This is a genomic window from Burkholderia sp. RF2-non_BP3, assembly GCF_001522185.1.
Lineage (GTDB): Bacteria > Pseudomonadota > Gammaproteobacteria > Burkholderiales > Burkholderiaceae > Burkholderia > Burkholderia diffusa.
This window is the reverse complement of record NZ_LOSU01000033.1, coordinates 281,776-307,730: the sequence shown is the minus strand read 5'-3', so window position 1 is coordinate 307,730 and position 25,955 is coordinate 281,776. Positions and strand designations below refer to the sequence as shown.

General features: G+C 65.8%; 25 protein-coding genes and 1 pseudogene. 11 read left to right on the top strand and 15 right to left on the bottom strand.

The genetic code is table 11. The features are described from left to right. Positions 1-4: 4 nt before the first annotated feature. The 4 genes from WS45_RS17765 to argH all read right to left on the bottom strand — a co-directional run bounded on the left by WS45_RS17765 (position 5) and on the right by argH (position 4,033). A complete protein-coding gene (locus tag WS45_RS17765) occupies positions 5-838 on the bottom strand; it encodes an ABC transporter substrate-binding protein (RefSeq protein WP_059700907.1) in 834 nt (277 codons plus the stop codon). A 77-nt stretch (positions 839-915) separates the two neighbouring features. Then, entirely contained in the window at positions 916-1,683 is a 768-nt protein-coding gene (locus WS45_RS17760) for an amino acid ABC transporter ATP-binding protein (protein ID WP_059536387.1), read from the bottom strand. A 32-nt stretch (positions 1,684-1,715) separates the two neighbouring features. Further along, a complete protein-coding gene (locus WS45_RS17755; RefSeq protein WP_059693208.1) occupies positions 1,716-2,606 on the bottom strand; it encodes an amino acid ABC transporter permease in 891 nt (296 codons plus the stop codon). Next, on the bottom strand, positions 2,600-4,033 hold the full coding sequence (gene argH / locus WS45_RS17750) for an argininosuccinate lyase (protein ID WP_059693160.1): 1,434 nt from the start codon (positions 4,031-4,033) through the stop codon (positions 2,600-2,602). Before argH ends, WS45_RS17755 begins: the two co-directional genes overlap by 7 nt. Positions 4,034-4,159: 126 nt before the next feature. Between argH and WS45_RS17745 the strand changes: the two genes are divergently transcribed. After that, complete coding sequence (locus WS45_RS17745) at positions 4,160-5,038, top strand: LysR substrate-binding domain-containing protein (protein WP_059693158.1); 879 nt, start codon at positions 4,160-4,162, stop codon at positions 5,036-5,038. Positions 5,039-5,051: 13 nt separating this feature from the next. On the opposite strand, the gene WS45_RS17740 is transcribed toward WS45_RS17745, so the two are convergent. The 5 genes from WS45_RS17740 to WS45_RS17720 all read right to left on the bottom strand — a co-directional run bounded on the left by WS45_RS17740 (position 5,052) and on the right by WS45_RS17720 (position 8,648). Then, positions 5,052-5,582: a GNAT family N-acetyltransferase gene (locus WS45_RS17740; protein ID WP_059700906.1), complete on the bottom strand. Its 531-nt coding sequence runs from the start codon at positions 5,580-5,582 to the stop codon at positions 5,052-5,054. Positions 5,583-5,682: 100 nt separating this feature from the next. After that, the gene (locus WS45_RS17735) at positions 5,683-6,432 is read right to left on the bottom strand and encodes an amino acid ABC transporter ATP-binding protein (RefSeq protein ID WP_059700905.1); all 750 of its coding nucleotides are present in this window, start codon (positions 6,430-6,432) and stop codon (positions 5,683-5,685) included. Then, entirely contained in the window at positions 6,419-7,069 is a 651-nt protein-coding gene (locus WS45_RS17730) for an amino acid ABC transporter permease (RefSeq protein WP_059700904.1), read from the bottom strand. The genes WS45_RS17735 and WS45_RS17730 overlap by 14 nt, the downstream gene beginning before the upstream one ends. Continuing rightward, positions 7,066-7,752 (bottom strand): amino acid ABC transporter permease, encoded by a 687-nt coding sequence (locus WS45_RS17725; protein WP_059700903.1) that lies wholly within the window; start codon positions 7,750-7,752, stop codon positions 7,066-7,068. Before WS45_RS17725 ends, WS45_RS17730 begins: the two co-directional genes overlap by 4 nt. Positions 7,753-7,841: 89 nt before the next feature. Then, entirely contained in the window at positions 7,842-8,648 is an 807-nt protein-coding gene (locus WS45_RS17720) for a transporter substrate-binding domain-containing protein (protein WP_059536415.1), read from the bottom strand. A gap of 498 nt (positions 8,649-9,146) precedes the next feature. Here WS45_RS17720 and ansP point away from each other — a divergent pair, with 498 nt between their 5' ends. Next, positions 9,147-10,637, top strand: coding sequence for an L-asparagine permease (gene ansP / locus WS45_RS17715; RefSeq protein WP_059693150.1), 1,491 nt, complete (start codon positions 9,147-9,149; stop codon positions 10,635-10,637). Positions 10,638-10,729: 92 nt separating this feature from the next. Here ansP and WS45_RS17710 read toward each other — a convergent pair whose 3' ends face one another. Next, positions 10,730-11,341 (bottom strand): TetR/AcrR family transcriptional regulator, encoded by a 612-nt coding sequence (locus WS45_RS17710; protein WP_059700902.1) that lies wholly within the window; start codon positions 11,339-11,341, stop codon positions 10,730-10,732. A 499-nt stretch (positions 11,342-11,840) separates the two neighbouring features. Between WS45_RS17710 and WS45_RS17705 the strand changes: the two genes are divergently transcribed. The 3 genes from WS45_RS17705 (at position 11,841) to WS45_RS17695 (ending at position 14,281) form a co-directional block, all read left to right on the top strand. Next, positions 11,841-12,425, top strand: coding sequence for a tetratricopeptide repeat protein (locus WS45_RS17705; RefSeq protein WP_059693148.1), 585 nt, complete (start codon positions 11,841-11,843; stop codon positions 12,423-12,425). 120 nt (positions 12,426-12,545) lie between these two features. Next, entirely contained in the window at positions 12,546-13,373 is an 828-nt protein-coding gene (locus WS45_RS17700; RefSeq protein ID WP_059693146.1) for a hypothetical protein, read from the top strand. 152 nt (positions 13,374-13,525) lie between these two features. Beyond that, positions 13,526-14,281: a hypothetical protein gene (locus WS45_RS17695; RefSeq protein WP_257140507.1), complete on the top strand. Its 756-nt coding sequence runs from the start codon at positions 13,526-13,528 to the stop codon at positions 14,279-14,281. 32 nt (positions 14,282-14,313) lie between these two features. On the opposite strand, the gene WS45_RS17690 is transcribed toward WS45_RS17695, so the two are convergent. Next, complete coding sequence (locus WS45_RS17690; RefSeq protein ID WP_059693144.1) at positions 14,314-14,634, bottom strand: DUF4148 domain-containing protein; 321 nt, start codon at positions 14,632-14,634, stop codon at positions 14,314-14,316. Positions 14,635-14,959: 325 nt separating this feature from the next. Here WS45_RS17690 and WS45_RS17685 point away from each other — a divergent pair, with 325 nt between their 5' ends. Further along, positions 14,960-15,913 carry a universal stress protein gene (locus tag WS45_RS17685; protein WP_059700901.1) on the top strand — a complete coding sequence of 318 codons (954 nt, stop codon included), beginning with the start codon at positions 14,960-14,962 and terminating at the stop codon, positions 15,911-15,913. A 12-nt stretch (positions 15,914-15,925) separates the two neighbouring features. Here the strand turns inward: WS45_RS17685 and WS45_RS17680 are convergent, their stop codons facing one another. Beyond that, positions 15,926-18,217 carry a heavy metal translocating P-type ATPase gene (locus WS45_RS17680; protein WP_059700900.1) on the bottom strand — a complete coding sequence of 764 codons (2,292 nt, stop codon included), beginning with the start codon at positions 18,215-18,217 and terminating at the stop codon, positions 15,926-15,928. A 228-nt stretch (positions 18,218-18,445) separates the two neighbouring features. Between WS45_RS17680 and WS45_RS17670 the strand changes: the two genes are divergently transcribed. After that, positions 18,446-19,063, top strand: a complete 618-nt coding sequence (locus WS45_RS17670; RefSeq protein ID WP_059536446.1) for a VTT domain-containing protein — start codon at positions 18,446-18,448, stop codon at positions 19,061-19,063. Positions 19,064-19,113: 50 nt separating this feature from the next. Here the strand turns inward: WS45_RS17670 and WS45_RS17665 are convergent, their stop codons facing one another. After that, complete coding sequence (locus WS45_RS17665; protein WP_373558373.1) at positions 19,114-20,070, bottom strand: cation diffusion facilitator family transporter; 957 nt, start codon at positions 20,068-20,070, stop codon at positions 19,114-19,116. A gap of 258 nt (positions 20,071-20,328) precedes the next feature. On the opposite strand from WS45_RS17665, the gene WS45_RS17660 reads away from it, so the two are divergent. Then, positions 20,329-20,721, top strand: a complete 393-nt coding sequence (locus tag WS45_RS17660) for a hypothetical protein (RefSeq protein WP_059700898.1) — start codon at positions 20,329-20,331, stop codon at positions 20,719-20,721. 117 nt (positions 20,722-20,838) lie between these two features. Here WS45_RS17660 and WS45_RS36175 read toward each other — a convergent pair. Both WS45_RS36175 and WS45_RS17655 read right to left on the bottom strand, forming a co-directional pair. Beyond that, a pseudogene (locus tag WS45_RS36175) lies at positions 20,839-21,048 on the bottom strand (ATP-binding protein); the annotation flags it as partial. Between the two features lie 89 nt (positions 21,049-21,137). Then, positions 21,138-21,830 carry a CBS domain-containing protein gene (locus tag WS45_RS17655; protein WP_059700897.1) on the bottom strand — a complete coding sequence of 231 codons (693 nt, stop codon included), beginning with the start codon at positions 21,828-21,830 and terminating at the stop codon, positions 21,138-21,140. Between the two features lie 353 nt (positions 21,831-22,183). Here WS45_RS17655 and acsA point away from each other — a divergent pair, with 353 nt between their 5' ends. Genes acsA through WS45_RS17640 form a run of 3 tightly spaced genes read left to right on the top strand, consistent with a single transcriptional unit; the run spans position 22,184 to position 25,943 of the window. Further along, a complete protein-coding gene (gene acsA, locus WS45_RS17650; protein WP_059700896.1) occupies positions 22,184-23,953 on the top strand; it encodes an acetate--CoA ligase in 1,770 nt (589 codons plus the stop codon). Continuing rightward, on the top strand, positions 23,950-24,972 hold the full coding sequence (pdhA, locus tag WS45_RS17645; protein WP_059700895.1) for a pyruvate dehydrogenase (acetyl-transferring) E1 component subunit alpha: 1,023 nt from the start codon (positions 23,950-23,952) through the stop codon (positions 24,970-24,972). The genes acsA and pdhA overlap by 4 nt, the downstream gene beginning before the upstream one ends. Next, positions 24,969-25,943 carry an alpha-ketoacid dehydrogenase subunit beta gene (locus tag WS45_RS17640; RefSeq protein ID WP_059700894.1) on the top strand — a complete coding sequence of 325 codons (975 nt, stop codon included), beginning with the start codon at positions 24,969-24,971 and terminating at the stop codon, positions 25,941-25,943. The genes pdhA and WS45_RS17640 overlap by 4 nt, the downstream gene beginning before the upstream one ends. Positions 25,944-25,955: the final 12 nt, after the last annotated feature.

Genomic DNA, 25,955 nt, shown 5'->3' with positions numbered 1-25,955 from the left:
GCGCTCAGTGCGTGCCGTTGACCATCGCCTTCGACACCGCATGCTCCTGCAGCCCCCATTTCGCGAGCAGCTTGTGATACGACCCGTCCGCGATCAACTGGTTGAGCGCCGTCGTCAGCGCGCTGCTGAGCGCGGTGTTGCTCTTCGCGACGCCGATGCCCGTGTATTGCGACAGGAACGGCTTGCCGACCGGCGCGTAGGCGTTCTGCTCGAGGCTGTTCTGGTACGGCAGCGTCTCGCCGCCCTGCACGGCCGCGTCGATGCGGTTCTGGCGCAGCTGCATGCGCGCATCCGACGAGCCGTCGGTGCCGACCACCACGATCGCCGGCTTGCCGGCCTTCACGCAGTTCTCCGCGCTCCACGCGGTCGTGTTGTCCGGGAACGACGTGCGCCGGCTCGACCCCACGCGCTTGCCGCACAGTGCGCCCATCTGCGCGAATTCGCCCGCCCGCGTCTTCAGCACGTAGAACTGCGGCCCCGTCTCGATGTAGTCGACGAACGTCACGGCGTCGCGGCGCGTCGGCAGGTCGGTCATGCCGGACAGGATCATGTCGACGCGCTGCGTCGCGACCGCGCTCATCATCTGGTCGAAGCTCGTCTCGACCCAGTTCAGCTTCACGCCCATCTTCGCGGCGAGCGCCTCGCCGAGGTCGACGTCGAAGCCCGCGAGCTTGTCGGTCGCCGGGTCCTTGTATTCGAACGGCGGATAGTTCGGCACGATCGCGACGTTCAGCGTGCGCTTGACGTTCGCGGCCTGCGCGAGCGCGAAGGAGGCGTGGAGTGCGAGCGCGCCGAATGCGACAGCGGCCAGCGTGCGGGTCAGGACGGATGCTTTCATGGGGGTGTCGCCTTGTCGTGGTGGTGTAAGGGGTACCGCGGTGCTGCGTTGCACGTCTCGTTGGCGGCGCGATCCGCTCAGGCAATCACGGCCGAGATGAAGTCGCGGGTGCGCGCATGCGTCGGTGCGGAGAGCACCTGGTCGGGCGGCCCGCTCTCGACGATCCGGCCGCCGTCCATGAACACGACGCGATCGGCGACCTCGCGCGCGAAGCCGAGCTCGTGCGTGACGACGATCATCGTCATTCCGCTCTTCGCGAGATCGCGCATCACGGCCAGCACTTCGCCGACGAGTTCGGGGTCCAGCGCCGACGTCGGTTCGTCGAACAGGATCAGTTGCGGATGCATCGCGAGCGCCCGCGCGATCGCGACGCGCTGCTGCTGACCGCCCGACAGCTCGACCGGAAACGCGTCGCACTTGTGCGCAAGGCCGACGCGCGCGAGCAGCGCGCGGGCCTCCTCTTCCGCTTGCGCGCGGCGGCGCTTGAGCACCTGCACGGGCCCCTCGATCACGTTTTCGAGCGCGGTCTTGTGCGGGAACAGGTTGAAGCGCTGGAACACCATGCTCGTCGCGAGCCGCTGGCGCGCGACCTGACGCTCCGACAGCTCGTGGAGCCGGTTGCCCGTGCGCCGGTAACCGGCCAGCTCGCCGTTGACCCACAGCGCGCCCGCGCTGATCGTCTCGAGCTGGTTGATGCAGCGCAGGAACGTGCTCTTGCCCGAGCCGGACGGCCCGATGATGCACAGCACTTCGCCCTGCGCGACGTCGAGCGTGATGCCGTGCAGCGCCTGGAAATCGCCGTACGCCTTGCGCACGTCGACCGCGCGAACGACTGCGTTCGTCATGACGTTCTCCTTACGATTGTGAGTCGCGCCGCTCATTTACGGCCCGCCGCGCGGCCTGCGCCGCGTGCGAAGCGCCGTTCGACGCGAGCCTGCGCGAACGACAGCACGGTGACGACCGCGAGATACCAGATGCCCGCGACGATCAGCAGCTCGATCACGCGCGCATTCGCGTAATAAATGTTCTGCGCGTTGTGCAGCATCTCCGCGTACTGCACGACGCTCGCGAGCGACGTCAGCTTGACCATGCCGATCAGCTCGTTGCCGATCGGCGGCACGATCACGCGCATCGCCTGCGGCAGGATGATCCGGCGCAGTGCCTGCAGGCGCGCCATGCCGATCGATTTCGCGGCCTCGTACTGGCCGGTGTCGACCGACAGCAGCCCCGCGCGCACGACTTCCGACGTATACGCGCCCTGGTTGATGCCGAGCCCGAGCACCGCCGCGAGGAACGGCGTCATCACGTCGACGGTCCGGAACTCGGCGATTCCGGGAATGCCGAGCGTCGGAAACACCAGCGCGAGGTTGAACCACAGCAGCAGCTGGAGAATCACCGGCGTGCCGCGGAACAGCCAGATGTAGCCCTGCGCGATCGCGCCGAGCACCGGGTTCGACGACAGCCGCATCACCGCGGTGACGACCCCGAGCACGATGCCGAGCGTCATCGCGAGGACGGTCATCACGATCGTGTTGCCGAGGCCGGTGAGAATCGACCGCGCGGTCAGGAACTGGCCGACGACGCGCCATTCGATCTGCCCACGCGCGAACGCGAGCGCCACGTAGGCGAGCGCGGCGATGATCGCGATCGACGCGACATAGCGGCCCCAGTAGCGCCGGCGCACGCGCACGAGTGCGGCCGTGTCGTCCGCGGCGACGGCCGCGGCCGGTGCGCCGTCGAGACGGTGCGAATCGGATGCGCTCAGCATGACGGCCCCCGGTAGTCGGCCGCCCACGCGGCCTGGCGTTCGATCGCGATGCTCAGGCGGCCGATCTGCTCGTGCACGCGCGCGGGCGACGTGCCGCCGGCGCCGCCGCGCGCGGCGACGGCCGCGTCGAGCGTCAGATGCGCGCGCACCGCCGGCGCGAGGCGCGGGTCGACGGCCTGCAGTTGCTCCGCGCTGGCATCCGCGAGCTCGATGCCGTCGCGTTCGCACGCGCGCACGAGCGCGCCGGTGATCTCGTGCGCCTCGCTGAACGGCACGCCCGACAGCGCCAGCCAGTCGGCGACCTCGGTCGCGAGCGTGAAGCCGAGCGGCGCCTGGCGGCGCATCTCGTCGACGTTCACGCGCATCGTGCGGATCATCCCCGCCATCGCCGGCAGCACGAGTTCGAGCGTGTCGATCGAATCGAACGCGGCGATCTTGTCTTCCGCGAGATCGCGGTTGTACGCGAGCGGCAGCGACTTGAGCGTCGCGAGCAGGCCCGTCAGGTTGCCGATCAGGCGCCCCGCCTTGCCGCGCGTGAGTTCCGCGATGTCCGGGTTCTTCTTCTGCGGCATGATCGAGCTGCCCGTCGCGTAGCCGTCGTCGAGTTCCACCCAGCGGAATTGCCGCGACGTCCACAGGATCACTTCTTCCGACAGGCGAGACAGATCCACCGCCAGCATGCTCGTGACGAACGCGAATTCGGCGACGTGATCGCGCGCGGCCACCGCGTCGATCGAGTTCTCGCACGGCGCGTCGTAACCGAGCTCCCGCGCGGAAAGATCGGGCCGCACGCAGATCGCCGAGCCGGCCAGCGCGGCCGCGCCGAGCGGCGAGCGTGCGGTGCGGCGGTCCCAGTCGACCAGGCGGTCGGCGTCGCGATACAGCGACTGCGCATGCGCGAGCAACTGATGGCCGAACACGATCGGCTGCGCGGGCTGCAGGTGGGTGAAGCCGGCGGTGACCGTGTCGATGTGCCGGCTGGCCTGGCTGATCAGCGCATCCTGCAGGTCGAGCACGCCGCGCACGAGCTGGCGCGCCTTGTCGCGCAGATACAGGCGCAGGTCGTTCGCCGCTTGGTCGTTGCGCGAGCGCCCGGCGCGCAGCTTGCCGCCGAGCGCCGGCAGCCGCTGCGTGAGCACGCGTTCGAGGAACGTGTGCACATCCTCGTCGGCGAGCGACGGCGCGATCGCGCCGGCCGCGTAGTCGCGTGCGATGCCGTCCATCGCGGCCAGCAGCTGCGCGAGCTCGTCGTCGTTCACGATGCCGGCGCGGTTCAACTCGCGTGCATGCGCGCGGGAGCCTGCCAGGTCGTACGGGACGAGTCGGTAGAAACTCGGATCGGAGCGCGACAGGTTCTGCAGCGCATCGGACGGTTCGGACTGGAAGCGACCGCCCCACAGGCGCTCGATCGGTTCGGTAAGGCTCATTGCGGTCGACCTTGTCTCGGTTGGAGTGCCCCCACTGTAGGCATTCAATTTTTTTTGTTGTAGCGAGAAATTGAATCCGCTTAAATGAAATTTTTCTCAGCACCGTCGCTGCCGACACCCCCGCCGATGCGCAACCGCCTCCCCCCGTTGAACCCGCTTCGCGCGTTCGAGGCCGCCGCCCGGCGCGGCAGCGTGTCGGCCGCCGCCGACGAACTGCACGTGACCGCGAGCGCGGTGAGCCACCAGATCCGGATTCTCGAAAGCACGCTCGGCGTCGCGCTATTCGTCAGATCAAAGGCGCGCGTGAAGCTGACGCCCGAGGGCGAAGCGCTGCTGGAACCGGTCGGCACCGCGTTCGACATCATCGCGAACGCCACCGTCAGGCTCGATTCGCCGGCCGCCGTCGGCGATCTCGTCGTGTCGACGCCGTTGTCGCTGACGTCGCGCTGGCTCGCCCGGCACATCGGCGATTTTCTCGAGCGCTATCCGGGCATCCACCTGAAGGTGATTCCGTCGAACGACGAGCGCGAAATCCATTCGCCGGATGTCGATGTCTGCATCCGCTACGGGGAAGGCAACTGGCGCAACCGGCATGTCGAGCTGCTCGAGCATCCGGCGCTGTTTCCGGTCGTGAGCCCCGCGCTGATGAACGGGCGCGATGCGATCCGCAAGGTGCAGGATCTCGCGGGGCGCACGCTGTTCTGCGAGCACGCGGGCTCGTGGATGCGCTGGCTGGCCGAAGCGAAGGCCGACCGGCTGCCGGGCATCCGCATCCTCGAGATCGGCAACGCGCACATCGGCGTCGAAGCCGCGGTGCACGGCCAGGGCGTCGCGCTCGGCGACAGCCTGTCGGTGCGCGACGACCTGATCGACGGCACGCTCGTGCGACCGTTCAGCGAAACGGTGCCGTCACGTCACGCGTACTATCTCGTCACGCGTCACGAGCTGACCGAAACGCCGCTCGTGACCGCGTTCACGTCGTGGCTGCGCGCGCGCCTCGCGTGACGCGCACTGGACATCAGGCAACGAGACTCGCGAAGTCGTCCCACACCATGACGATGTTCCGCGATCGCCAGATCGGCCCCGCATCGACGTACTCGCCCGCGAACCGGCCGTTCAACGCCTCGTAAAACGCGATCGCGGCCGCGTTTCCCTTGACGACGCTCAACGCGGCGCCCGGATACCGCAACGCTTGCAGATGCGCCGCGAGTTGCGCAAGCAGCATGCGGCCGATGCCGCGACGCTTGAAGTCGGGATCGACATACAGGAACTTGATTTCGCCACGGCCGCCGAAAATCGGCTCCGACGGCGCGCCGGCCGCTCCGATGCCGACGATCGTGTCATCGGATTGCGCCACGAGCACCAGCTGATCGCGTGCGTTCGTCGCCAGCTTCTCCCGCCATTTTCCGCCGCGATACTGCTCGTCGAGGACGGCATGCGCGTGCGCCGGCGCGAGATCGCGATAGGTATGCCGCCAGACCTTGACGTGAAAATCGGCGATCGCCTGCGCATCGTCGAGGCTGGCGGACCTGATGGATATTCCGGACATGGAGGACTCTCTCGGGCGGCTCGGCGCGCGCGGGCGCGGCGCACACGCCGGATTGTCGGCGATCCGGGCGACGATGTCAGCACCGCGCAGGCATGGCCGATCAGCGCGCCACGGCTTCCGTGTTCCGGACGCTGCCCAGAAACCGCGTCAACTCCACCGTCTGCGGCCGCTCGAAGATGTCTTCGGCCGTCCCGCTCTCCCACACCCTGCCCTGGTGCATGAAGACGATCCTGTCGCTCACCGCACGAGCGAAGTTCATCTCGTGCGTGACCATGATCAGCGTCATGTCCTCGCGCGCGAGCTGCTCGACGACGCCCAGCACCTCGCCGACGAGCTCGGGATCGAGCGCGGACGTGATTTCGTCGCACAGCAGCACGCTCGGCTTCATCGCGAGCGCACGCGCGATCGCGACGCGCTGCTGCTGGCCACCCGACAACTGCTCCGGGAACGCGTCGAACTTGTCGCCGAGGCCGACGCGTTCGAGCATCAGCTCCGCGATCGCGCGCGCCTGCTGGCGATGCGTGTTCTTCACGACCGACTGCGCGAGCATCACGTTTTGCCCGGCGCTCAGATGCGGAAACAGGTTGTACTGCTGGAACACCATCCCGACCTTGAGCCGCAGCGCACGCAGGTCGGCGTGCCGGGCATCGACGCGTTCGCCGTCGATCGAGATCGTGCCCGCGTCGATGCTCTCGAGCCCGTTGAGCGTGCGCAGCAGCGTGCTCTTGCCCGAACCGCTGCGGCCGATGATCGATACGACCTGCCCGCGCTCGACGGAAAAATCGATGCCCTTGAGCACATGATGGGTGCCGAAGTTCTTTTCGAGACCACGGGTTTCAACGAGCGGCATGCCATCTCCTTTGCAACGTGCGCGCATAACGGGTAAGCGGATAACACAGCGCGAAATAGATCAACGCGACGAGGCCGTACACGACGAACGGGCGGAACGTCGCGTTCGAGATCGCGATGCCGACCTTCGTCAGCTCGGTGAAGCCGATGATCGATACCAATGCCGTGTCCTTCACGGCCTGCACGCCGAAGCCGACCGTCGGCGCGATCGCGATGCGGGCGGCCTGCGGGAGGATCACGTGACGCAACTGCTCGACGTAGCTCATGGCCAGGCTCGACGACGCCTCCCACTGCCCTTTCGGCACGGCCTCGACGCACCCGCGCCAGATTTCCGCGAGATACGCGCTGGTGAAGAACGTGAGCCCTGCCGTGGCCGCGACCCAGGGCGGCACGTCGAGCCCGACGAGCGGCAGGCCGAAGAACACGATGAATAGTTGCATCAGCAACGGCGTGCCCTGAAACACTTCGATGTACAGCTTCGCGATGCCGCGCAGCACCGTCGAACTCGACACGCGCATCACGAGCAGCCCGAGGCCGACGAGGCCGCCGGACACGAACGACACGATCGACAGCACGATCGTCCAGCGCGCGGCCAGCAGCAGGTTCGCGAGAATCTGCCCGAAGGTGAAATCGGTCATCGCGCACCTCGCACGCGGCGGGAGAACAGGCGGCGCCCCATCGTGCCGAGCGCGCCACGCAGCAGCAGCGCCATCGCCAGATACGCGAGCGTGATGACGAAATACGTCTCGAATGCGCGGAAGTTGCGCGACTGGATGTAGCCCGCCGCATAGGTCAGATCGGACACCGAGATCTGCGACACGACCGCCGAACCGAGCATCGTGATCACGATCTGGCTCGAGAGCGCGGGAAACACCTTGGCGAGCGCCTGCGGCAGCACGACGTGGCGCAACATCTGCGCGCGCGACATCGCGAGCGCGGATGCCGCCTCCAGATGCCCGTTCGGGACGGCGGCGACGCCCGCGCGCACGATCTCGACCGAATACGCGCCGAGATTGAGCGTCATCGCGAGAATCGCGGCCGTGTATTCGTCGATGTGCACGCCGAGCGCGGGCAATCCGAAGAAGATGAAGAACAGCTGGACGACGAACGGCGTATTGCGGATCGCCTCGACGTACGCGCCGATCAGCGGGCGCAGCCGCACGGCCGCGGGCGCGTCGGCGCTGTACGCGGCCGCGCCGAGCACGCCGATCGCCACGCCGAGCACGGTCGCGACCGCGGTCAGCGCAAGCGTGATCGCCGCGCCGCTCGCGAACACGCCGGCGTATTCGGCGAGCTCGCCGAATTGAAGCTGATAGCTCATGACGATTGAATGAATTCGGGTTCGGACAATGACACGCACCGCGTCGGCGGAGCCGGCCGCGGCGATGTATCAGGCGACACGGCGATCCGTCACAGGCCGGCCGGCAACGGCTGGCCGAGCCACTTCTTCGACATCGCGCCCAGCGTGCCGTCCTGCTTCGCATGCGCGATTGCGTCGTCGATCTTCGCGAGCAGGCGCGGTTCGTTCTTGTTGACGCCGACGAAGCACGGCGAATTCTTGATCACGAACTTGACCTCGGGCCGACGCGGCGGATTCTTCGCGAGAATCGCCGCCGCGACGATGTTGCCGGCGGCGATCAGCTGCACTTGCCCCGACAGGAACGCCTGGATCGTCGCGTTGTTGTCCTCGAAGCGCTTGATCGTCGCATTCGGTGCGAGCTGCGACAGCGCGATCTCCTCGAGCGCGCCGCGCGTGGCGCCGACCGTCTTGCCGGTCAGATCGGCGGGCGCGCCCACCTTCACGTCCGCCGGCCCGAACACGCCCTGGAAATACGGCGCGTACGCGGTCGAGAAGTCGATGACCTTCTCGCGTTCCGGCGTCTTGCCGAGCGACGAGATCACCATGTCGACCTTGTTGGTCGTCAGATACGGAATCCGGTTCGCGCTGTTCACGGGCACCAGTTTCAGCTTCACGCCGAGCGATTTGGCGAGCAGTTCGGCCATGTCGATGTCGTAGCCCTGCGGCTGCATGTCCGTGCCGACCGAGCCGAACGGCGGATAGTCTTCAGGCACCGCGACGCGTAGCGCGCCGCTTTTCGCGATGGTGTCGAGCGCATCGGCATGCGCCGGCGCGGCAGCGAACAGCGCCATCACGGGGGCTGCGATCAACGCAGCCAGCCAGGTGCGTCGGGGGAACGGTCGAGTCGTCGGGCTCACGGTGAATCTTCCTTGTCTGGTATGTCGTCGGGCAGCGCGCAACCGTTGCGCGGCCGGACACCTCCAGCAAAAACCGGGCCATCGCCGTGAAAAGCTTGCCGCACCGCCACGATACGGAAATTCCGGTGAACCGGATTCCTCATTTCGGTGCACGAATCGGCGCACGCGGCGGCGCCTGCCCCCGCAGTGCGCGCCGGCGCACCAAATTACCTGACTGGTACACCCGGGGGATTCGGACGCCGGCGTGTTCGCCTTGCGGCGTCGTCACCGAGGCCCATATGCGCGGATTCGAACAGGTTCAGTCGAAATTTGCATTCTGTTTGTGACCGGAATTACGGCTGAATACGTTCGCGAGGTACCGTGCCCTTCGCCACGATCGGCGAACCGCAATCAGGACGGGTGCGCTTGAATTCGCGCCCGGGTCCTCCGGTATCGGTGGCTCCCGATCGTCTCGCGATCGGGATGATTCCAATCACATCCGCGCGCGAGGATACAGTCATGGCATCGATTCCCGAACCGTCGACAACCGGCGAAACCGACAAACGCAGCTGGCTCGAATCGCACGAAGCCGGCTATCACAAGACCCTCGGCAATCGACAGGTGCAGATGATCGCGATCGGCGGGGCAATCGGCACGGGGCTGTTTCTCGGGGCCGGCGCCCGGCTGCAGGCCGCCGGGCCGTCGCTCGCGATCGTCTATCTGGTGTGCGGCGCGTTCTCGTTCCTGATCCTGCGCGCGCTCGGCGAACTCGTGATGCATCGTCCCAGCAGCGGCAGCTTCGTGTCGTACGCACGCGAATTCCTGGGCGAGAAGGCATCGTTCGTCGCAGGCTGGATGTACTTCCTGAACTGGGCGATGACCGGCATCGTCGACATCACAGCCGTCGCGCTCTACATGCATTACTGGGCGCCGTTCGCGGGCGTGCCGCAGTGGATTTTCGCGCTCGTCGCGCTCTGCATCGTCGCGACGATGAACCTGATCGGCGTGAAGTGGTTCGCCGAGATGGAGTTCTGGTTCGCGCTGATCAAGGTCGCCGCGATCGTGTTGTTTCTCGCGATCGGTTCGCTGATCCTCGGCACGGGCGTGCCGGTCGCCGGCCATGACACGGGCATGCATCTGATCACCGACAACGGCGGGTTCTTTCCGCACGGACTGATGCCCGCGCTGGTGCTGGTGCAGGGCGTGGTGTTCGCGTTCGCGGGCGTCGAACTGGTCGGCACGGCCGCCGGCGAGTGCAAGGACGCGCGCAAGGTGCTGCCGCGCGCGATCAACAACGTAATCTGGCGAATCGCGATCTTCTACGTCGCGTCGGTCGTTCTGCTGGTCTGCCTGCTGCCGTGGAGCGCGTACAAGGCGGGCCAGAGCCCGTTCGTCACGTTCTTCGGCGCGCTCGGCGTGCCGGGCATCGGTTCGGTGATGAACCTGGTGGTGCTGACGGCGGCGCTGTCGAGCCTCAACTCGGGCCTCTATTCGACCGGGCGCGTGTTGCGTTCGCTGTCGATGGGCGGCTCGGCCCCCGCCTTCCTGTCGCGAATGAGCGCGCAATCCGTGCCGTACGCGGGCATTCTCGTGACGGTCGCGATCTACGTGGTCGGCGTGCTGCTCAACTATCTCGTGCCGTCGAGCGTGTTCGAGATCGTGCTGAACATCGCGTCGCTCGGCATCATCAGCACGTGGGGCTTCATCGTCGTGTGCCAGATGAAGTTTCGTGCCGCGGTAAGGCGCGGCGAGGTGGAAGACGTGTCGTTCAGGATGCCGGGCGCGCCCGTCACATCGTGGCTCACGCTGCTGTTCCTGCTCGGAGTGCTGGTCCTGATGGCATTCGACTACCCGAACGGGACGTGGACGATCGCGTCGATCCCGCTGGTCGCACTGCTGCTCGTGGCCGGCTGGAAGTGGCTGAGCAGCCGCGCGCGCCGCGCGTTGCTCAAGCCGACGATTCCGTCGGTCACGCTCACGCAGAACGTGCTCGAGCAGGGGAACGACTGAAACCGCGCGCAACCCGAGGGCGGTACCCGGCTCGACGAAAGCCGCCGCCCCGAGCACCAGGCGATCTGGCGGCGACGTATCAGGCTGGCTCGCTATGCACGCTGCGTCGCGCGATCGGTGTCTGTTGCCGGCCGATTCGCGGCGCTCATCGCCTGTTCAAGCAGGGCCTTCGCGGCCTGCCATGCGCGCCCGGCGGATGCGGAATCGTTGAACGCCCGCGCGTCGACCGTCGCGCCATCCAGCAGCATCATGTAGACGCCGGCCAGCCGTTGTGCCGTTTCTGGCAACACGAGCGGCGCGAGCAATTCGGCGATCCATTCGACCATTTTGCGGCGGTAGCGGATCGCGACGTCGGAGATCGGCGCGTACGCGGTTCCGAATTCGGCCAACGCGCGCTCGAACAGGCAGCCGGCAAACTCCGGCGTATTGAACCAAGCTTCGTACCAGTCGAAGATCGTCTTGACTCGCTCGACCGGATCGCGAACCTCCCGCAGTTGCGCTTCGATGCTGCCGATGATCAGGTCGTAGCGCTGAACCAGCACTTCGCGAATGAGTTCGTCCTTGCTCGGAAAATGCCGGTAGAGCGTCATTCGCGCAACGCCGGAATCGTCGATGATCCAGTCGACGCCGACCGGATGAAAACCGTGCCGGGAGAACAGTTCGGTAGCTTTGTCTACCACCACCTGGCGTTTGTTGGCTCTCACGACCGTGCCCTCCTCCTCGAGGTTTCATTCCATGTAGACGGATTATTCTAGCATCGCCGAATCAGTTGCCTCTGGGCGCTCGGCGCCTGACGTGTGAAGGGCCGGCTCCCCCACCGTTGGGCCGAAATCCGGACGTGAAAGTCGCCTTGACTATTAGATAGACCGATATGTATCATTTGATCCGAGAAAATAACGATCGATATTTTCCGCTGCCGAAAGCCGAAACATGGGCCGAGCCTTTTCCGCCGGATAGCGCGGTATCGGCACGGCGGCGGAATCGAGCAAAGGCCGTGGGCGGTGGCATCTGCCTGCCCTGCCTTTGTCGGCGTCAGATGTTGCAGTGATGTGGCAAGCCGAAAAGAGAACCTGAGAGAGCCTTGGCGGTGCGCTGGTGTGGGTGAAGATGTGTTCACCGGGCCGCGCGCAAGCCGGGGGCGCGCTCGCGGGGGTGAGATCGCGCGAAGCAGTGCGGCGCAAATAAAACGTGGGGAAAGTAAAAATGGTTCGCCGTTTACTGGCACCGGGGCTGCTGCTGTTGGCCGCGTGCGCGCATGACCCGTCCGTCACCGGCAACACGGTACGGATCTGCGACGACACCGGGTGTTTTGATCGCCCTAAAGATCAGGTCTCCTATCAAAAAAGGGACGATTCCGACGATCGCGAAGATCCGCGCATCGTTTCGCTGAAGCAGGCCGCGAAGACCCAGCCGAAGGCCGCCTACGACCTCGGCCTGCGCTATTTCCGCGGCGATGGCGTGCGGCAGGACAGCTACCAGGCTCTCAAGTGGATGCGCGATGCCGCCGAACGCGGCGACCTGAACGCGCAGAAGGCGCTCGGCAGTTTCTACCTGTTCGGCCTCGAGGAGATGGGCTCCGATCCGCGCGAAGCGGACAAGTGGCTGTCGATCGCCGCGGGCCGCGGCGACAAGGAATCTAAAAAGCTGCTCGAGCTCGCCCGCAAGGCGAAGAAGGAAGACGAGGAAGACTGGAAATGGCGTACGCAATGGCGTGACGTCTATTACGGCTACTGGTACTCGGGCTATCCGTACTACGGCGTCTGGCATCAGACGTACTGGTACTACTGACCGGACCGAAAGCAACGGGGGCGGCTGCGGGGAGACCACCATCGCGCGCCACGCCGGGGGGCTTATCGAAGTTCGCACGAACACATAAGCCGAACAACGACTCTATCGAGCGACAACGACATGAAGACCATCCTTTCCCAACGTCTCACTCAAGGTGCGCTGGTTGCAGCGCTTTGCGCGTCCGTCGCCGGCTGCGGCGGCATGGTGACCCCCGGCGGCCAGAACGCCGGCGTCACGGGCGCTGCCGCGGGCGGCGCGAGCGCCGGCGCGGATTCGCAGTTGCAGCGCTGCGCATCGCCGCTCGGCACGATCGCCGTCGACGACGGCCGCAACGCCGACTGGTGGGGCCCGTTCGGCAGCGCGACCAAGGTGACGAGCATCGACCCGCTGTTGCGCCTGGCTGTCCAGCAGTCGAACTGCTTCGTGATCACGTCGATCGGCAACCAGAAGAGCGACGCGCGCCTGTCGCGCATCACGCAGCTGCAACGCAGCTCGGGCGAATACCGTGCGGGTTCGAAGCAGCAGAAGGGTCAGCGTGTCGCGGCCGATTACTACATGGAACCGCAGATCGTGATCAACGATTCGCCGATCGCCGGCATCGGCAGCATGATCGGCGGGCTGATCGGCAACAGCGCGGTGGCGGCGGTGGCAGGCCACCTGCAGACGAAGGCGTCGGTCGTGACGCTGACGCTGTTCGACGTGCGCTCGGCCGTGCAGATCGCGGCATCGGAAGGCAGCTCGACGGCGACCAACTACGGCGCGGCGCTGGGCGGCCTGGGCGGTGGCGTGGGCGGCGGTCTCGCCGGCTTCTCGACGACGCCGGAAGGCAAGGCGACGGTCGTCGCGTTCATCGACGCGTGGAACAAGATGGTCGTCGCGCTGCGCAGCTACAAGGCGCAGGACGTCAAGGGCGGCCTCGGCCGCGGTGGTCAGTTGCAGGTCAACTGAGCGATGACGCGACACCGGCGCTGCGTCACTCCGGTGTTCGCATCGACCGGAGGGCGCGATTGCGCCCTTTCCGCAGCCGCACGCGTCACCGATCGGCGAAACGATAGAAACCTACGATGAGCATGGTGTTCAACCGACCTGAGAGAACAAAGATGAAGAACAGGCAATGCGTGTGGTTTCCGATCGCCGTATTGATCGGTCTGACGTTGGCCGGTTGTGGCGGCAACGATTCTCCGGCCCCGGCCGCCCAGGGTACGTCGAGCGACACGACCGGCACGACCACGACCTCGAACCTCGAGTGCGATCCGGTCTATCAGCAAGGCGATACCGTGAAGCTGCACATGTACACGCAGGCGACGTCGCAAAGTCCGGCCGTCGACAATGGCCTGTATACACGCACCTACGGGCCGGCAACGTTCGAAGGTGTCGCGCTTACTCAGCAAGCCGAAACATCGACCGGCTCGCCGATCCAGACGAATCATTATTATCTCGTCGGCAACGGTGCGCGCGCGAATTACGGCGGCGAGGTTTACAGTTCGGGCGCCCTCGTGTTGCGGGACGTCAACACGCCGCCGTATGTCGAGACGATCGGACTGTCGGGAAGCGAGACGGCGAACTACGTCGATACGCCCGTCATTCCGTCAGGCGGCGCCCAGACGGCGGTATCGATCCAGCGCGCGTACGTCGCGCGCGAAACGGTCAGCCTGAAGAACGGCAAGGTGTTCGAAAACGCGTGTCACTATCACATCACCGAGACGTTCTCCAATCCGGCGCTGACCAGCACCACGGTCGCCGACGACTGGCTCGCGCCAGGCGTCGGTCTGGTCAAGTCGGTCGCCAATGTCGGCGGCACTCAGATCATCACGCGCGAGCTCGAGTCGGCGACCGTTGCCGGCAAGTCGTACTGAACGCCGGAGCCCCGACGCGTGCGTGCGTGCCGTCAATGATGCGTGTACAACCGAGGCGTCGCGGCGTGACTCTGGACCGCTGCTCCCGAGTCAGCCCCTGCCCCGTATGCGGGCCCATAGCCCGACGCATCGGCCTGCGGCGTCGATTCGGACGACTGAATGCGTGCCTCGGCCTGCTGGATCGATTGCGGATAATGAATGTCCTTTCGGGCCGGGTTGTAACCGGCCTGCTCGACCTGCGTGATCTGGGCGCGGACTTCCGCCCGGGTCAGGGCGCTGCCTGATTGCGCTGCCGATGCGAATGCGGGGATGATGGCCGCCGCCAGCATGATGGTACGGATAGCGAATTTCATGATCTCGACCTCCAGTGAACAGGGTCGGCATCCGAGAAGATCTCTTCTGCCTTGAGGACAGCATGCTCGCTGAAGCTGAAGGCAATGTTAACTTCGCATTCTCGAACGCACCGGATGCGGAATTCGCGGACAACCCGGCCTGCGTCCGGGCGACGCCATAAGCCAGACATATCGCATCGCCAACGCGATTGACCGGGTAGATCGATGTGATGGCGTCCGGCCCCGGCGCCACGGAGAAAGACGCTTGACGAAGGTCAACCCTGTGAAGACCGCACGTGCGAAAAATTGCGTATGCACGATCGCGGGATGACACCGGGAGACATTCATGAGCGCCAGCACTTCATCTTTCCAAGCGGCATCCACTCTCCAACGGGTGCTGATCGCCATCGACGGTTCCACCGCATCCGCGCATGCACTCGCGTATGCCAAAGCTTTCCTTCCATCGAACGCAGCGGTGCATATCGTCAGCGTTGCAGACAATCCGCGGACGCTCGTCCCGCGCGGATCGAGATCCGCGGCATTTCTCGAATCGGCACGCGACGAATTGCTGCGAGACGCATCCGACGCGCTGTCGCGCGCCCAAAGCGCGATTCCGCGCGACGACATCACCATCGACACGGAAGTCATCGACCTGTCCACGCACGGCGGGGATGTCGTGCATGCGCTGGCCGACAGCGCGCATGCCTGGCAGGCCGAACTCCTGATCGTCGGCGCACGTCAGCATCATGGCGTGCTCGGATGGATCGAAGGAACGGTTTCCGGCCCGCTCGGCAAGCTGGTCGGTTGCCCGCTGCTCATCGTTCCGGAAGGCTTCGCGTCGGTCGCCGAGCATCTGCCGCGGCGGATGCTGTTCGCGGTCGACGGCAGCCCGATTGCGCTCCACGCATTGCGCATGGGGTTGAAATTCTCGCGGCCCGACACCGAATTTCGGGCGATTCACGTGCTCGATCGCCCCACATCGCTGGGTGATTTCGTCCCCGTCGACACGCTGGAGCAGGCGTTGACCAGCGAAGGCAATCACGTACTGCAAAAGGCCATGGCCCTGCTCGACGGCATCCCCGCCGGACGCTCGCAGTCGCAACTGATTCAAACGGACCGCACTGGCGAAGACGTGCCTCACGTGATCGTGCGAGACGCCATCGAATGGAACGCGGACATGATCGTCATGGGCACCCATGGGCGGCGCGGCGTCACGGGCTGGCTCGTCGGCAGCGTGGCCGGACGCGTTGCGCGCATCGCGAAAACGCCGGTTCTTCTGGTCAGTGCGCCGCATGCGTGATGCGTGTCGTCGTCACGCATCCGCCCCGACGGCGTGAAACAGTTCCTCTTCCTGAGCGCAATGCAGGCGTACGATGGCCTCCAGCCCGTACAGCAAACGCTGTATCGCCTGCACCTGCATGGCGTTCGTTCCGTCGCGCGGCAGGTCCGCGACCATCTGCCTGAGCGACCGGACCATCTTGAAGATCTCCCGGTGCGCGCCGCTCATCGCCGCGAGCGGGTCCTCGCCGCCGAGAAGCGGGGCGAGACGCGCATAGACGTCCCGATCGTCGGCGCGTTCGTGGGGCAGCAGCCGTTCATCCAGCGAATCGATCATGTGACCAAGCTCGCCGGCGATGGCTACCCCCGATAGTTGCGGCATGCGATCCGCGAGGTCCCTGATCTGGTCCAGCAACGGTGACAATGCCGTGTGCTCGCGTCTGAGTTGCTCGACGTCGACATCGGCCAGCCGGGCGTCCGTCGGCCGCGGGCGAACCAGCAACACGCGTAACGCATTGACGATGACGACGACGTCGATGACTTCCTGAATCACCGCACCGGCGATCGGCTGCAGGAATCCGGCCGCTGCAACCGCCATGGCGACGACCGACAGCGACATGCCGGCCACCACGCTCTCGAGTGCGATCCGGCGCGACCGTCGTGCGATACGTATCGCATCCACGAGCCGATCGAGCCGGTCCACCAGCAGTACCACGTCGGCCGCTTCGGATGACGCGGCCGCCCCGCGCGCGCCCATCGCGATACCGACGTCGGCCGCCGCCAGCGCGGGTGCGTCGTTCACACCGTCGCCGACCATGATCGTCACGCCTTCCTTGCGCGCGGCCTGAATCGCGGCGAGCTTGTCCGTCGGCGTCTGCTCGGCGCGGACGTCGGTCACACCCAGCAACTCACCGACGGCCTGGGCGATGTCTCGCCGGTCGCCGGTGAGCATGACGAGGCGCTCGACGCCTTCTCGTTTCAACAGCCGCAATGCCCGCGGCGTTTCAAGCCGCACCTGGTCGGCCATCTGAATCGCGCCGATCATGACGCCATCGACGCCGACGAACACGGCAGCCCCGCCCTCGTTGCCGATCCGCTTCAGGAACGCGTCGCTCCAGGGCGCGACCGTCGAACAGGCGGAGACGTATTCGAACTGGCCGATCGCGACGGTGCGGTTGTCGACCCGGCCCGTCACGCCCTCACCCGCCGTTTCCATCACGAATGACGGCGGCGACAGGTCGATCCCGCGTTCCCGCGCGGCGACCGTCAGCGCATCCGAGATGACGTGGCCCGAAGCCTGGGCCAATGACGCGGCGAAACGCAGCACGTCGTCCGTACCGACGTCCGTGACGCATTCGATCGCGACGATGCGTGCCCGCCCTCCGGTCAGTGTTCCGGTCTTGTCGAAGAACAGGATCGTCGCTTGTGCAAGACGTTCCAGCGCGCCCCCGCCCTTGACGAGGATGCCGCGTTTCGAACAACGCGACATGCCGGACACGATGGCGACCGGCACGGCGAGGATCAACGGACAAGGCGTGGCCACGACGAGCACGGCGAGCGCACGCGCGACGTCGCCGGTCAGCAGCCAGGCGATGCCCGCGACGAGCAGCGAAGCGAGCACGAAGCATGCCGCGTAGCGATCCGCGAGACGCACGGACGGACTTCGCTCGCGCTGCGCGCGCTCGACCATGCGGACGATGCCGGCAAACGTGCTGTCGCCTGCCGTCGTGCGGGCAACCATTTCGAACGGCGCGCCGGCGTTGACCACGCCGCTGCATGCGCTCTCGCCGGCACGCCGCCGCTGGGTGGACGACTCGCCCGTCAGCATGGATTCGTCGAGTTCCGCGTCATCGGTCAACGTGCCGTCGACCGGCACGAACTCGCCGCTTCGCACGAGCAGCCTGTCGCCGGGAGCGAGCGTTTCCACGGCAACGGAACGCCATTCACCGTTCTCGAACCGGGTGGCCTGCCGAGGGGCGCGGGCGAGCAGCGCGGTCATCTCGCGTTGCGCGCGGTCTTGCGCATACCGCTCCAGCGTCCGCCCGCTCGCCAGCATCAATGCGATGACAGCTGCCGTGAGCGTCTCGTCGAGCGCGATCGCCAGCGCGATGGCCAGCCACGCGAGCACATCGATGCCTGCCCGCCGTTTCGCCACGGCCTTGGCGAGCGATACCGTCAACGCCAGCAGGACCGGCAGCGTGCCGAGCAACCAGACGAGCCGCGCGAGTGAAGGCAGGCCGAACGCCGCGCACACGCCCCCTCCGGCGAGCGTGACGGCCGCCAGAACCAGCAACGCGAGATCGATCGACCAGGGGATTCGCGACATGACGATTGTTCCGATCGCCGTGCAGGGAGGCATTCACTGCATCCGGTTCCAGTTGCAGACGGCGTGGCATCAGTCTAGGAAACGCCGCGGCTCGGCCGTTGACATGGGTCAGCGCGACGCGCCTCGCGCGACATGCCGGCACGGCGCCTTGCTTGACGTGAGTCAAGCCGCCGGCCCCTTTCCTCAGCAAAATTGAAAGGTGACACCGGACGCCCTGGAGTCGATATCGTGCTGACGCTGGCTTTACTCTTTCTGCTGATTCTTCTGCTGAATCTCATGCCGGCGTTCGCCCCGCCCACCTGGATGGCGATGTCGTGGGTCGGGTTCAACATGCCCGACGGCAATCCGTTGATCTTTGCCGTCGTGGCGGCAGGCGCCGCAACGATTGGCCGCGTCATTCTGGCGACCTTCGCAAGATCGCTCGTCCGTTCCCGCTGGATGCGGGAATCGGATCGCGAGAATATCGACGTCGCCACACGCTGGCTGCGCAAGCACCGGACGCTCACCGCCGGTGCGTTCTTCTTCTACGCATTGAGCCCGCTGCCGTCGAACTATCTGTTCATCGCGTACGGACTGTCCGGGTTGCCGCTGAGGATCATCGCGGCGGCCTTCTTCGTCGGCCGCGCAACCACCTATGCGATCTGGGCGCACCTCGGCCGCTTTGCATCGACCCGGCTGGACCTGGAATCCGGGCTCGAAGGCACTTACCTCGGCGGATACTTCATCGTCACCCAACTGGTGTTGCTCGGCGTCGTGTTCATGTTGACGAAGCTCGACTGGCGCGCGCTCTTCAACGAACGTCGGTTGACGTTCCGGCGCGGCCATCATCCGCGCGGTTCCGAATGACACAGGCGTGCGCGACGTGTTGAACGGCCGCGTTGGCCGACCGTTGCGTCCTATCGGCCACGCATCCCGGACGTGACTTCAACGACGCATTCCCGCTTACGCGGATCGACGTGCGTCATCACGTTCAGGACACGGTGGTGCTTCATCACGCGAGCGCGCGCGTCCACGGCGATGTCGTGACCTTGCGCAACCGTGAGATCGGCGTCGATGTCGAGATGCACGTCCACGAGGATCAGGTCGCCGGTCTTTCGCGTGCGCAGGTCGTGCACGTCCAGCACACCGGGCGTCGCGTGCAGCGTCGCGCGGATCGCCTGCACGTCTTCGGCGTCCGCGGCGCGGTCCATCAAATCATGCAATGCGTTCCAGCCGAACGTGGCGCCCATTTTCACGATCATCCCGCCGACGATCAGCGCGGCGACAGGATCGAGCAGCGGATAGCCGAACAGGTTGCCGACGATGCCGCAGGCGACCACGAGAGACGATGCGGCGTCCGAACGTGCATGCCATGCGTTGGCCACCAGCATGCTCGACTTCACGCGTGTTGCCACGGCAAGCATGTAACGGAACAGGCTTTCCTTCGCGGCGAGCGCGACGAGCGCGACCCATAGTGCCGCGACGTGGACGCGCGCGATCGTTTCCGGATGCTCGAGTTTCTGGACGGCGGACCAGAGCATGCCGCCGCCGACCAGCAGCAGGATTGCCGCAAGTGCCAGCGATGCACCGGTTTCGAAGCGCTGGTGTCCGTATGGATGCGTTTCGTCGACAGGTTTTCGGCTATGGTGACCGGCCAGCAGCACGACGAAATCCGCGATCAGGTCGGACAACGAATGAATGCCGTCCGCCACGAGGCCCTGCGATCGGGACAGGATGCCGATCACCACCTGGCCGATGCTCAGTGCGAGGTTGACCGCGACGCTCACCCAGGTGCTTCGGGTGGCCGCCGCGGCCATCGCGGGCGTCGCTGCGGCGACGGTTTCCGAAACGGTGTCGGGGTTGGTTGGCGTCACGATTCAGGTCACGTTTCAGGGTTGAAGGATCGATCAGGTTCGGGAAGTCGCAGGCAACCAGGCCGACCCGCGTGGCACGCGCGCGCCCGACGCGTCGACACTGCGACGTGGAATGATGCGTTGCACGTCTGACAGCTGCGTGTCTGCGGCATGTATTCGATGGTATTGGCGGTCACTCCGCGGCACTTGATCTGAGGCAAAGGATCGCCCCCCCGTTTTGCGTACGGTTGAACCCATGCAAACGACCTGGAGACCGTCATGTCCAGAGCAAACAGGTTCACCGTTTCGTGTCTGATCGGCGCCGCGCTCGCGATCGCGTCCGGTCTGGCCGATGCCCAGCCGCGCCAACCGGCTAGCGATCCCGCGGTCGAGTGGCGCGGCATGATGTACGGCAGCCAGCTGATGACGCCTGCCGAGCGGAACGAATACCACACCCGCATGCTCGCCGCGAAATCGGATGCCGAGCGCGAGAAAATTCGCGCGCAGCACCACGCCGAGATGCAGAAGCGTGCGAAGGCGCGCGGCATCACGCTGCCTGATGCTCCCCCCATGAGGGGCATGCATCGGGGACAAGGCATGGGAATGGGCATGGGGCCGGGCTACATGCACGGTCAGCCTGGCGGCCTTGCAAGCGGCGCTGCCGGCCAGTAATCACGCGGTTCGGCGTGTTCGGTGACGAACGCGCCCTTCCGGCCGCGATCGATCGCTCCCGTGACCTCCGGCCACGCATCGGGCTCGTGCAGTCTGATCGGTGACGTACATGATCGACTAACGCCCGGCCGCACCGGCTTCATCGGCAGCCGGCCACGAAATGGCCACGCGCAGTCCGCCAAACGCGGGCGATCGATCCACCTGGATGTCGGCCTCGTGCGCCGCTGCGATTCGCCGCACGATCGACCAGCCGAGGCCGCTCCCGCCCGGCCGGGTGCCGGCCGGACGAAAGAAGCGTTCGCCCAGTCTGCGCAGATCGCGCCTTCCGTACGAGTGCGGAAAAATTTTCGGGCGACACAGTGCCGTCACCGACCTTCTTCCGGTGTTCCGATGACGCGCCGCCGACGCGTGTCGATTTACATCGACGGAAGCGTCAGCGGATAGACAAGGTGACTGATTACCTGTTTCACCCCCGGGACGGTCTGGGCGGCGACGCACACTGCTTTGCGCTCCTCCTCGCTAAAGATCACGCCCCAGAGATGCACCTGTCCGTTCTTGACGATGACCTGACCCCGAGATAGCGCCCAGCGTTGGCCAGACATCGCCTTCAGTATCGCCTCGCGTATCTCCACGTCGGCAGGTGGAACCGGCGACTGTTGGTTGTGCGTATCGCTGGCCAGCGCACGCACGAGATCGGCGCGGCTCACCAGGCCCGTCACCTTGTCGTCCTTGACGACCGGCACGCGCTTGATACGGTACCGCTCGAGCAGATCTGCAACTTCAGACAGCGGAGTGTCCTCGTGGACAGTGACGACGTCGACACTCATCAGGTCCTTCACCTTCTGCGCATGCTCCCTTACGTACTCGCTGGCCAGCTCAGTGCTGGATGCAAGAAGCTCCAGCCACCAGGAGCGACGCCTGACACCGGTGCCGAGCTCGACGCGGCGCACAAGATCGCCTTCGCTGACGATACCGATCAGCCTGCCATCTGCATCCGTTACCGGAACCGCGCTGATCGCGTGCTCGGCGAGCAGCTTGGCGACCTCCTGCACGCTCATCTCCGGCGTCGCGGAAATGACCGAGGTTGTCATCACGTCACGTGCCCACATGAGGTTTCTCCTTCGACGCACTGGCGCTTCACCGGCTAGTCTGCGGCGGACGCTGCACGCGCTCAGCCAGCTCGACCAGCCTGCAAGATGAATGCTTCACCCAGAAACACCGGGCGAATTTGACCGATATCAAAGACGGGAGATCGTACACGGATGTCGCCATATGGCCATTCGAACAGTATCGTGTTCGGTCGGCATCTTCCGTGGCAACGTGGATCCGAATCCTGTGGTCCATCATCACCGCGGCGCGGTCGGGCCCGATTCGGCAACCGCGGCGCGTTGACGCACGTCAACGGAAAAGCGGGTGCGGCGACCAGAATGAATCACGTCCGACCCGACCGGATGGTGTCCGAATGAATGTCCCCGCGATCATCGCCAAAACACCTGCCGACCTGCGCGTCGTGCCGAATCTCGTCGACTACGACGGCGAACGGCACCGTTTCTCGTGGGCGGCTGCGGCGCGCGAACTCGCGATCGAACCGGGCGGCGGCATCAACATCGGGTGGCAGGCAGTCGACCGTCATTGTGCCGGCCCCGGACGCGACAGGATCGCCCTGCGCTTCCTCGCACGGAATGCGCCATCCCGCGCAATCAGCTACGCCGAACTCGCGACACTGACTGACCGCTTCTGCAACGTGCTGCGTGGCCTGGGTATCGGCAAGGGCGACCGCCTGTTCATCGTCGCCGGACGCATCCCCGAAATGTATGTCGGTGCGCTCGGCGCACTCAAGAACGGCACGGTCGTCTCCCCCCTCTTCTCCGCGTTCGGGCCGGAGCCGATCGCCACACGCGTGAATCTCGGCGCGGGAACGGTGCTGCTCACGACCGATACGATCTTCGAACGCAAGATCGCCCCGTGGCGCGAACGCATGCCGGGGCTGAAGCACGTTCTGCTCGTGGCGGATACACCCGGCGCGGCGACGAACGTTTCCGGCACCCACGACCTCGCATCGCTGATGGCCGGTGCGGCGGACACATGCCGCTACGAACCGACGTCCCCGGAAGACATGGCGCTGCTGCACTTCACGAGCGGCACCACCGGCACGCCGAAAGGCGCCGTCCACGTGCATGCGGCGGCGCTCACGCACTGGATCACCGGACGGTATGCGCTGGACCTGCACGAGGACGACATCTACTGGTGCACCGCCGACCCCGGCTGGGTCACGGGTACCTCGTACGGGATCATCGCGCCGCTGCTCCATGGCGTGACCTCCATCGTCGACCGCGAGGAATTCGATGCCGAGCGCTGGTACGGCCTCCTCGAGGACGAGCACGTATCCGTGTGGTACACGGCGCCGACCGCCGTGCGCATGCTGATGCGAGCCGGCTCCGGGATCGCTTCGCAGCACGCGTTCCCGCACTTGCGCTTCGTCGCCAGCGTGGGTGAGCCGTTGAACCCGGAAGCCGTCTGGTGGGGAAAGGCAGTGCTCGGGCTGCCGATTCACGACAACTGGTGGCAAACCGAAACCGGCGGGATCATGATCGCGAATACACCCGCGTTCGACATCAAGCCCGGCTCGATGGGAAGGCCACTACCGGGCGTGGATGCGGCGATCGTGCAGCGCGACGCCGGTGGCGGCGTGCAACTCGTCGACGAGCCGGGCATCGAGGGCGAACTCGCGCTCCGGCGCGGCTGGCCGTCCATGTTTCGCGGCTATCTGAACGAAGATGCACGCTATCGCAAATGCTTCGCCGGCGACTGGTATCTGACCGGTGATCTCGCGAGGCGGGACGCCGATGGCTACTACTGGTTCGTCGGGCGCGCCGACGACGTCATCAAGTCGGCCGGCCACCTGATCGGGCCGTTCGAGGTCGAAAGCGTGTTGATGGCGCATCCGGCGGTCGCGGAGGCGGCGGTGATCGGCAAGCCTGATCCCGTCGTCGGCGAATCGATCAAGGCATTTGTGGCGCTGAACCAGGGCCAATGCCCCGACGATGCACTCAGGATGGCGCTGCTCGCCCACGCGCGAAAGCGCCTGGGTGCGGCGGTCGCGCCCAAGGAAATCGTATTCGTCGGCCAGCTTCCGCACACTCGCAGCGGCAAGATCATGCGGCGCCTGCTCAAGGCCCGCGAGTTGGGGATGGCGGAAGGCGACACATCGACACTCGAGAGCGGCGCATGACTCCCGTCGACCACCCGCCTCCGCCTCCGCCGTCAGGGCCCGTGCCGTATCCAGCGGATCTGGCGCTCGCGCTGTTGCGCGACATGTTGCGCGTGCGCCGCCTCGAAGAGAAATGTGCCGAACTCTACGGCGCGGGAAAGATACGCGGCTTTCTTCATCTGTATATCGGCGAGGAAGCCTCCGGCATCGGCGCCCTGCATGCGCTGACACCCGACGACAACGTCGTCGCGACCTACCGCGAGCATGCGCATGCGCTGGTTCGCGGCATGGACATGGGCGTGCTGATGGCCGAAATGTATGGCAAGCGCGAAGGCTGCGCTCGCGGGCGCGGCGGCTCGATGCACCTGTTCGACCGAAGCAGCCGGCTGTTCGGCGGAAACGCGATCGTTGGTGGCGGTCTGCCGCTGGCGGTCGGTCTCGCGCTCGCCGAAAAGATGCAGTCGAGCACGCGCGTCACCGCATGTTTCTTCGGTGACGGCGCGGTTGCCGAAGGGGCATTTCACGAGTCGATGAATCTCGCGGCGCTCTGGCGGCTTCCGGTGCTGTTCTACTGCGAAAACAACCTGTATGCGATGGGCACTGCCGTCGAGCGCCACGAATCCCAGACGGACCTGTGCACGAAAGCTGCCGCCTATGACATGCGGGCGAGTTCGACCGACGGTATGGATATCGTGGCCGTACACGACGCGGCGAAGGATGCGGTCGCCTATGTGCGAAGCGGCGCCGGCCCGATGTTCCTGGAACTGCGGACGTATCGTTTCCGCGCGCATTCGATGTACGACGCCGAACTCTACCGGCAGAAGGCAGAGGTCGACGCATGGAAAACCCGCGGTCCGATCCACACGTTCACCGCGCGCCTCAAGGCCGAAGGCAAACTCACGGAGGACGCGTTCGTCGCGCTCGATGCCGATGTCGAAGCCGAAGTCGCCCGCGCGGTCGCGTTTGCCGATGCCGCCGCATGGGAGCCCCTCGAAGCGCTCGCAGAGGACGTCTACACGACGGCGGGAGGCCCGCGATGAGCCGCCGTCTCACGTATCGCGAGGCGCTGCGCGAGGCACTGCGCGAGGCGCTGTCGAACGATTCACGCGTGTTCCTGATGGGCGAGGACGTCGGATGCTACGGCGGCACCTATGCAGTGTCGGCCGGGTTGCTCGACGCGTTCGGGCCCGAGCGCATCCGCGACACGCCACTGTCGGAACTCGCGTTCACGGGGGCCGGCATCGGCGCTGCGCTGGGCGGCATGCGGCCGATCGTCGAGATCATGACGGTGAACTTCAGCCTGCTTGCGCTCGACCAGATCGTCAATACCGCAGCGCTCTACCACCACATGTCCGGCGGGCAATTCTCGGTGCCGCTGGTCGTCCGAATGGCGACGGGCGCCGGCCGGCAGGTCGCCGCGCAGCACTCGCACAGTTTCGAAGGCTGGTACGCGGGCATCCCGGGCATCAAGGTGCTCGCACCGGCGACCATCGAGGATGCGCGCCACATGCTGGCGCCGGCATTGGCCGATCCGGACCCGGTGCTGATCTTCGAACACGCGGGCCTCTACAACACGGAAGGAGACCTGCCGGACCTCGACGGTGTCGACATTCGCACCGCGAAAGTGCGCCGCGCGGGCAAGGACGTCGCCATCCTCGCGTACGGCGGCTCGCTGCCGAAGGCGCTCGATGCTGCCGAGACGCTCGCCGGCGGCGGGATCTCCGCCGAAGTGATCGACCTGCGCGTGTTGCGGCCGCTCGACGACGCGACGATCATCGCGTCGGTAGCGAAGTGCCGGCGCGTGGTCGTCGTCGACGAATGCTGGCGCAGCGCCAGCGTCGCCGCGGAGATCATCGCGCGCATCGTCGAGCAGGCGTTCTATGAGCTCGATGCACCGCCGGCACGCGTGTGCGCCGAAGATGTGCCGATTCCTTACGCCCGGCACATGGAAGACGCGGCATTACCCCAAGTCGACAAGATCGTCACCGCGGTGAAACAATTGTTTTCGTGATTGCTGACAAAC